Annotated in this window: 8 protein-coding genes and 1 pseudogene; 8 read left to right on the top strand and 1 reads right to left on the bottom strand. The window is 46.5% G+C overall.

What is annotated here, in order from left to right:
• Positions 1–10: 10 nt before the first annotated feature.
• A complete protein-coding gene (locus Q0200_RS08070; RefSeq protein WP_297940025.1) occupies positions 11–1318 on the bottom strand; it encodes an apolipoprotein N-acyltransferase in 1308 nt (435 codons plus the stop codon).
• Here Q0200_RS08070 and yajC point away from each other — a divergent pair.
• The 8 genes and pseudogenes from yajC to Q0200_RS08030 all read left to right on the top strand — a co-directional run.
• Positions 1291–1581 carry a preprotein translocase subunit YajC gene (gene yajC / locus Q0200_RS08065; RefSeq protein ID WP_002953039.1) on the top strand — a complete coding sequence of 97 codons (291 nt, stop codon included), beginning with the start codon at positions 1291–1293 and terminating at the stop codon, positions 1579–1581. The two genes, Q0200_RS08070 and yajC, sit on opposite strands and share 28 nt — an antisense overlap.
• Positions 1574–3154, top strand: coding sequence for a protein translocase subunit SecD (gene secD, locus Q0200_RS08060; protein WP_297940024.1), 1581 nt, complete (start codon positions 1574–1576; stop codon positions 3152–3154). The genes yajC and secD overlap by 8 nt, the downstream gene beginning before the upstream one ends.
• On the top strand, positions 3155–4126 hold the full coding sequence (gene secF, locus Q0200_RS08055) for a protein translocase subunit SecF (RefSeq protein ID WP_297940023.1): 972 nt from the start codon (positions 3155–3157) through the stop codon (positions 4124–4126).
• A 9-nt stretch (positions 4127–4135) separates the two neighbouring features.
• Entirely contained in the window at positions 4136–4474 is a 339-nt protein-coding gene (locus Q0200_RS08050; RefSeq protein ID WP_297940022.1) for a DUF6394 family protein, read from the top strand.
• A gap of 8 nt (positions 4475–4482) precedes the next feature.
• A pseudogene (locus Q0200_RS08045) lies at positions 4483–5337 on the top strand (class I tRNA ligase family protein); the annotation flags it as partial.
• A gap of 30 nt (positions 5338–5367) precedes the next feature.
• Entirely contained in the window at positions 5368–5595 is a 228-nt protein-coding gene (locus Q0200_RS08040) for a Smr/MutS family protein (protein WP_297940028.1), read from the top strand.
• Between the two features lie 14 nt (positions 5596–5609).
• Positions 5610–7577: an NAD(+) synthase gene (locus Q0200_RS08035; protein WP_297940021.1), complete on the top strand. Its 1968-nt coding sequence runs from the start codon at positions 5610–5612 to the stop codon at positions 7575–7577.
• The coding region (locus tag Q0200_RS08030; RefSeq protein ID WP_297940020.1) for a hypothetical protein at positions 7574–7927 on the top strand (354 nt) is incomplete at its 3' end. The genes Q0200_RS08035 and Q0200_RS08030, both read left to right, overlap by 4 nt.

The raw sequence follows: 7927 nt of genomic DNA, 5'->3' as shown, positions 1-7927 counted from the left end.
TCGACCGTAGTTAAAAATATCGTCGAAAAGTTTCAATAGCCGAAATTTTAGGCTTAATTATTTCGGATTTTGAACCGTTTACCGAGTGGTAGATTACTTTGCCGTCTTTCGTAGCGTAGTATTTTAAGAGTACGCGCTGTAAAGTCGGTTCCGTGCTAGGTACGAACCAGCCGTTGTTAGTGACGGCTATCATTACGTCGAAATCGCCCGAGAAAAGCTCGTCGCGAGTAGCTTCGTAGCAAATCGCGTTTCTTATTTTTACGCCTTCTATCTCGTAGTCGCTAGGCGTTTTTGCGGTGCTAAAGTCTTCGTGTCCGCCGAAAAATATTTTATTTATCAAATCGCGAGCAAAAGCCGGTAGCGGGATCTCCTCTCCAAAAGGCACGAGGATAAATTTATCCATCCGCCGTATCTTGCCGCGGTCAAAGAAAAACGCCGAGTTGTAGTTCGTGCCGTTTTCGCGAGCTAGCGCGCCGGCGACGATAGCGATCTTTTGCGACTTTTCGAGTAGTTCGGAGGTCAAATTTCGCTCGTGCGTCATATAGACGGGAAAGGCGCTCTCAGGCAAAATAACCGCTCTAAATCCTGCGTTTATCGCCTCATCAATGATGGCTAAATTTTGATTTATAAACTCGTTTTTTAGCTGCTTTTGCCACTTTAGCTCTTGTGCGACTTCGGTGTTTGCAAGCTTTGCTTCAAAAGGTAGAGTCTTAAAATTTGGTGTATCGTACTGAACGGCGCAGGCTAAAAGCGCGGCAAAAGCGATAAATTTGAGGCGGTTTTTGACGTAAAACAGGCACAAAATCGCGGCAAAAATAAACGCAAGCGCAAGTAAATTTGGCGCAAATATGCCCGGCACGAAAACGGCTTCTAAATTTAGCCAGTTAAAGCCGAATGGATGGACGTTTGAAACTAGGATAAGCAGCAAAGCCTTTAGCCAAATTTGAGCCGGGATACCTGCTATCAAAAACAGCGCGCCGTAGATGATCCCGATAGCTAAAATTTCAAGCGGGATGAGGTAGCCAAGCTCGTAATAAACGAGGCTAAAGCTGATCCAGTAAAACCATGAAATCCCGACAAAAAATCCTGTCCAAAAAAAGCCGCGGCGGTCAAATTTGAGCAGCAAATAAAAGCCCGCGATCGCAAAAAACGGCGAGATAAAATTTAAAATTTCGCCGCCTAAAAGATCGGCCAGTATAAAATTTGAGATTAAAATCGCGCCGACAAAGGCTTTTATTATAATTTTAGTGCTAAAATAGGGGCTTAAAATTTTTTTTATCAAGGAACCCCATGCAAGAAGGAAATTTCGTAGCTTCATTACTGCCTCTAGTCGTGCTTTTCGCGATATTTTATTTTTTGGTTATCAGACCGCAGCAAAAACAGCAAAAAGCTCATGCCGCGATGCTAGCCGCACTCGAAAAGGGCGACAAGATCATAACTAGCGGCGGACTAATCTGCGAGGTGATAAAACCGGAAGAGGATTTTATCAGAGTTAAGCTTAACGACGACGTAATCGTGCGCGTTTCACGCGAATTCGTCGCGAGAAAAATAGAAAAAACAGAGACGAAAGCAAATGCGTAACGGCAAAATAACGTATAGGCTGATCATCTTTGCTTTGGCTTTGATTTTCGGCATTATTTTTTCCGCGCCGTCTTTTACGGACAAGCTAGGCGGCTCTAAAATCAGTCTAGGTCTTGATTTGCAGGGCGGACTTCATATGCTTCTTGGCGTCGAGACCGAGGAGGCCGTACACTCAAAGATTAAGTCGATAGCCGCTAGCGTGAACTATTTTGCTAAAAAAGAGGACGTTTTGATCGATAGCTTTAAGATTCGCGAGGATAAGGTGGACTTCGAGCTACTCGACGCGGACGAAGCCGCTAAAATCGACGGCATGCTAAAAGATATCAAGGGTCTTAACGTACAAAAAGACGGGCTAAAATACTCGGTCGGTTTAACCGACACCGAGAAGGCCGAGACGATAGAATACGCGATAAATCAAGCGGTCGAAACGATCAGAAACCGCCTTGATCAGTTCGGTCTAGCCGAGCCTACGGTAGCAAGACAGGGCAAGGATAATATCCTAGTCGAGCTTCCTGGTATCAAAACGGCGGCCGACGAGCAGCGAGCACGCGATCTCATCGCAAAAGCCGCGCACCTCCAACTGATGGCCGTCGATGAAAAGCGCCAGTCGCAGGCAAACTCTATGAGTGAGGCCGAGGCTGAGAGCTACGGCGATATCATCTATCCGGACGTCAAAAACGAGCAGATAAAATACGTCGTAAAAAACATCCCCGTACTTGACGGCGCGATGCTAACGGACGCTAGGGTTGCCTTTGATCAGCGCACGAACTCGCCTATCATCAGCTTTACTTTAAACGCCGAGGGAGCTAGAATTTTCGGCGATTTTACCGGCGCAAACGTCGGCAAACGCCTAGCTATCGTGCTTGACGGTAGGGTTTACTCGGCTCCGTCGATAAACGAGCGAATCGGCGGCGGAAGCGGTCAGATAAGCGGCGGATTTAGCGTAGAGGAGGCTCACGACGTAGCTATCGCTCTTAGAAGCGGCGCTCTTTTAGCTCCGGTCAAAATGCTAGAAAAACGAAGCGTAGGACCAAGTCTAGGCGCCGATAGTATAAGACAATCTATGATCGCGCTAGCCTCGGCTTCGGTTTTGGTCGTGCTATTTATGATAGCTTATTACGGTGTTAGCGGCATTTTGGCAAATATCGCGCTTGTCGCAAATATCTTAATACTAGTCGCCGTGATGGCGATGTTCGGCGCTGCTCTAACGCTACCGGGAATGGCAGGTATAGTGCTAACCATCGGTATGGCGGTCGATGCTAACGTCATAATAAACGAGCGTATCAGAGAGCTGCTGCGCGACGGGGCCAGTATCGCAACGAGCGTGAAAAAGGGCTACGAGAACGCGATGAGCGCGATCATAGACGCAAATTTGACCACGCTTATCACCTCGGTCGTACTTTACGCCTACGGTACGGGTCCGGTCAAGGGCTTTGCCGTTACTATGGGTATAGGTATCATCGCCTCGATGATAACGGCGATCTTGGGTACTCACGGTATGTTTGATACGATTATAAATAAAATAGAAAAAAGCGGTAACACGCGGTTTTGGTTCGGTTATAAAAGGGTATAAATGCAATTTTTCTCAAAGGCACATGTTTATGATTTTATGAGCAAGCGCTACATCGCGCTAGCCGTCTCAGCCGTGCTATTTTTCGGTTCGCTTTTTTTGATGGCGACGAAAGGCTTTAACTACGGCATCGACTTTTCCGGCGGTACGCTCATCCAGGTGAAATACGATAGCGCGGTCTCGCTGGATAAAATTCGCGCGGCTTTAGCAAAAGACGAAGCTTATAAAAACGCGAGCGTTACGGAGTTTGGCTCAGCCGAAGAAGTTACGATTAGATTTTCGGGGGCAAACTCAAATTTGGGTAGCGACGTCGGAGCTGGCGTAGCCGAGCTTTTAAAAGATACGGGCAAATTTGAAATCCGCCGTACGGACGTGGTCGGACCAAAAGTCGGCGACGAGCTACGCGAAAAGGGCGTGATGGCGCTTGCGATCTCGCTCGTGGGTATTTTGATCTATATCGCGTTTAGATTTGAGTGGAGATTTGCGATGGCGGCGGTGGCCTCGGAGATACACGACGTCGTGATCACGATGGGTGCGATCAGCTTTTTTGCTATCGACGTAAATTTGGACACTCTTGCAGCGATCCTTACGGTCGTAGGCTACTCGCTAAACGATACGATCATCGTCTTTGACCGTATCAGAGAAAATATCAAAACCAGCAAGAGCACGCATCTTGACACGATAATAAACGAATCGGTCTCCGCGACGCTAACTAGAACGATACTCACTTCGGGCACCACGCTCATCACGGTCGTCGTGCTATTTTTGTTCGGCGGAGATATGATACACGGATTTTCTTTGGCGTTGATAGTGGGCATAGTCATCGGTACGCTTAGCTCGATATTCGTCGCTGCGCCTATGCTTTTGTGGTTTAAATTTAGCGTGGAGAAATACCGCGCTATGGAAGCAGAAAAGGCGCGCGTACAAAGAGAAAAAGACAAGCAACGCGCGATGTTTGAAAAAGGCACTATATAAGGAGAAGCGATGAACTGGGGCAAGGTTGTTTATATATTTTTCGCGCTTATGAGCCTAACGACGACGGCTGGGTTTTTATACGATAAAAACGAGATTGCGCTATTTGTTGCGGCGAGCGTAAACGTGATCTCGACGCTGCTAAAAATCGGCGTCAAAAACATCTTTGCCGCAGAGCTTTTTGCTAGCTCGCTAGTGGCTGACTTGCATCTTATTCCGGCTTTTGTGCTGCTTCAGGTAAACGGCAACGCACACATGGCGTATTCGCTAGCGATCGGCGCTGCTATAGCAAACATCTTTTCGTTAGCGCTTGTTTTGGTCGAGTCCGGCAAGACGCAAGAAGAATTTTAGGAGTAAAAATGAGTGAAATTTTAAAATACGAGCCGGCGAAAATAGAAAAAAAATGGCAAGAAATTTGGAGCAAAAACGGCGAATTTGAGCCCAAAGATGACTATAGCCTGCCTAAAAAATATATCCTAAGCATGTTTCCGTATCCTAGCGGACGTATCCACATGGGGCACGTGAGAAACTACACCATCGGCGACGCCTTGGCTCGCTACTACCGCAAGCGCGGCTACAACGTCCTTCATCCGATCGGTTTTGATAGCTTCGGTATGCCTGCGGAAAATGCGGCGATAAAGCACAAAATCCATCCTAAAATTTGGACTTACGAAAATATAGACTACATGCGCGGCGAGCTTGAGACGCTAGGGCTTAGCTTTTCTAAAAAGCGCGAATTTGCGACTTCCGATCCGCTTTATACTAAATTTGAGCAAGAATTTTTCATCAAAATGTACGAAAAAGGGTTGGTCTACCGCAAAAGCGCGGTCGTGAACTGGTGCGAATACGACCAAACCGTGCTTGCAAACGAGCAAGTCGAGGACGGGTGCTGCTGGAGATGTGGTAATGCCGTTATTCAGCGCGAGCTACCTGGCTACTACCTAAAGATCACCGACTACGCGCAAGAACTACTAGACGACCTAAAGCGCCTTGAGGGCAAATGGCCGTCTCAAGTGCTCACGATGCAGGAAAACTGGATCGGCAAGAGCTTTGGCTTGGAGTTTAAATTTGAGCTTGACGAGGAGTCGAAGCAAATTTTAGAAGGCGGCGAGCAGATAGAGGGGTTTGAGGTATTTACTACGCGCCCGGATACGATTTACGGCGTTAGCTACGCGGCCTTGGCGCCTGAGCACAAGATCGTAAAAAGGCTACTTGACGGCGGTAAGCTTGAGACAACAGCGGGTATGAGTGCAGCCGATATTCTTGAATATCAGTTAGATACCTTCCGTCGTACGCTTGAGCAATATAAGGCTCATCGTGGTAAGAAACTCATCTTTATTCATGGCAAGGGCGAAGGCGTATTGCGCCATGCTATCATCCACGAACTTAATTATAAATACAAGCATTATTCTTATCAAGATGCTTCTTTCCGTGAATACGGCTATGGAGCTACTCAGGTAACAATTAAATAAATTTTGCGTTTTATATGAAACACGGACTTATAAAGGTTGCTGCAGCCATTCCTGCAGTGAAGGTTGCAGATACAAAGTTCAACCTTATAGAAACAGAGAAGCAGATTACTGTTGCCGACGGGCAGGGCGTAGAGATTATTGTCTTCCCAGAGCTTTCGATAACGGGTTATACTTGTCAGGACCTTTTTCAGCAGCAGCTTCTTCTTGATGATACTGAGCAAGCCGTCATTGAATTACTCGAATTTACCCGCAAATTAGATATCACCGTCATTGTCGGTGCGCCTGTTGCTGTGGGTGCGCTGCTTCTTAATTGCGCATTGGTCATCCAACAAGGAAAACTCTTAGGCATCGTAGCTAAGACCTTCCTACCTAATTACAGCGAGTTTTATGAGAAACGATGGTTTGCGTCTTCACAAGACCTTCGCCCGCAGCATATTCTCTTTGCTGGTAATAATATTCTCGTAACGCCAGAGTTACAGATTTTCCGTACATCAGAGGGTGCAACCTTTGCCATTGAAATCTGTGAGGATGTATGGGCTCCAACGCCTCCAAGCAATCATCTTGCCTTGGCAGGTGCAGAGATTATCTTCAATCTTTCAACGAGTGATGAACTCATCGGAAAGCATGCTTACTTAAAGTCGCTCCTTGCTCAGCAGAGTGCTCGTACCATTAGCGGATATGTTTATAGCAGTAGCGGTTTCGGTGAGAGTACGCAAGATGTTGCCTTTGGTGGCAATGCGCTGATTTTTGATAATGGCTCACTTGTAAAGCAATCAGAGCGTTTCCAGCTTGACCCACAGTTAGTTATTTCTGAAATTGACATTGAAAATTTACGTAGCGAACGCCGCACCAATAGCACCTTTGTCAACGCACAACGTCCTGTTGCTTCAGGATTAGCGGGTATCACTGGGCAGATTGGCGAACTCGCCTTACATGTTGATTGTCAGCCTCCACTCAATCCTCGTGAGTTTACACTGACACGAGAGTTCGACCAGCATCCTTTCATTCCTAAGTCAGAGAATATGCAGGATGCCTGCGATGAAATTTATAACATTCAGGTCAGCGGATTGGCAAAGAGATTAGTACATACTGATTGTAAATCAGCCATTATCGGCATCAGTGGTGGACTTGATTCCACGCTTGCCCTCCTTGTTGTTGTCAAAACCTTTGACAAACTTGGGCTTGACCGTAAAGGCATCGTCGGTGTTACTATGCCGGGATTCGGAACATCGGGCCGAACCTATAAGAATGCTATGGCACTGATGGAAAATCTTGGTATTACAATTCGAGAGATTGATATTAAAGCCTCAGTTCTACAGCATTTTAAGGATATTGGTCATGACCCAGAGGTACATGATTCTACTTATGAGAATGCACAAGCACGTGAACGTACGCAGATTTTGATGGACCTCAGCAATCAGATGAACGGACTTGTCATCGGTACGGGTGACCTCAGCGAACTTGCCTTGGGCTGGTGTACCTATAATGGCGACCACATGAGCATGTACGCCGTGAATGCGGGTGTTCCAAAGACGCTGACACAATATCTTGTGCGCTATGCTGCCGATACGACTAAGGATGAGAACGTACGTCAGATATTGACCGACATCGTGGAAACACCTATCTCACCAGAGTTGAAGCCTGCTGATGCACAGGGAGATATTGCTCAGAAGACAGAAGACCTCGTTGGCCCTTACGAGCTTCACGACTTCTTCCTTTATTACGTTCTTCGTTGTGGTTTCCGCCCCTCTAAAATCTACTGGTTAGCCCAAAATGCTTTCCATGATGTCTATGCCGATGGTGTAATTTTACATTGGTTACGCATTTTCTTCCGTCGATTCTTCTCACAGCAATTCAAGCGTTCCTGCTTGCCAGACGGTCCAAAGGTGGGCAGTGTAAGCCTCTCCCCACGTGGTGATTGGCGGATGCCTACGGATGCCATGTCGACAGATTGGCTCAATGAGTTGGAAGAACTAGTATGATAAGGAAGCTATTTTTGTTGATAGTATTACATTTGATTCCCCTATGCGTGTTGGCACAGGGGAATCCTTTAGTCCATATCCCAATTACAGAATTACTCCAGTACCAAGTCCAGAAGGGTAAGCACAATGCAACGCCTTATTCCTTTACTAAATATGGACTTCGACAGATTCGGACAGAGCTTGTTGTCAATACCGGTGATTCACGCCAATTATGGGGATGGCACGTAACGCCAAATACTGATTTCGATCAATCTCGCCAACCACTTTATCGTATCTTTTCAAAAGTAGACAATAGTAGCATTGCTGTTATTGATGACAAAGCTGGGACACTGCAAATTATCTTTTGGGAT

It is taken from the genome of uncultured Campylobacter sp., assembly GCF_938045225.1.
Lineage (GTDB): Bacteria > Campylobacterota > Campylobacteria > Campylobacterales > Campylobacteraceae > Campylobacter_A.
The sequence above is the reverse complement of the archived record's forward strand: the minus strand, read 5'-3'. Positions and strand labels throughout refer to the sequence as shown.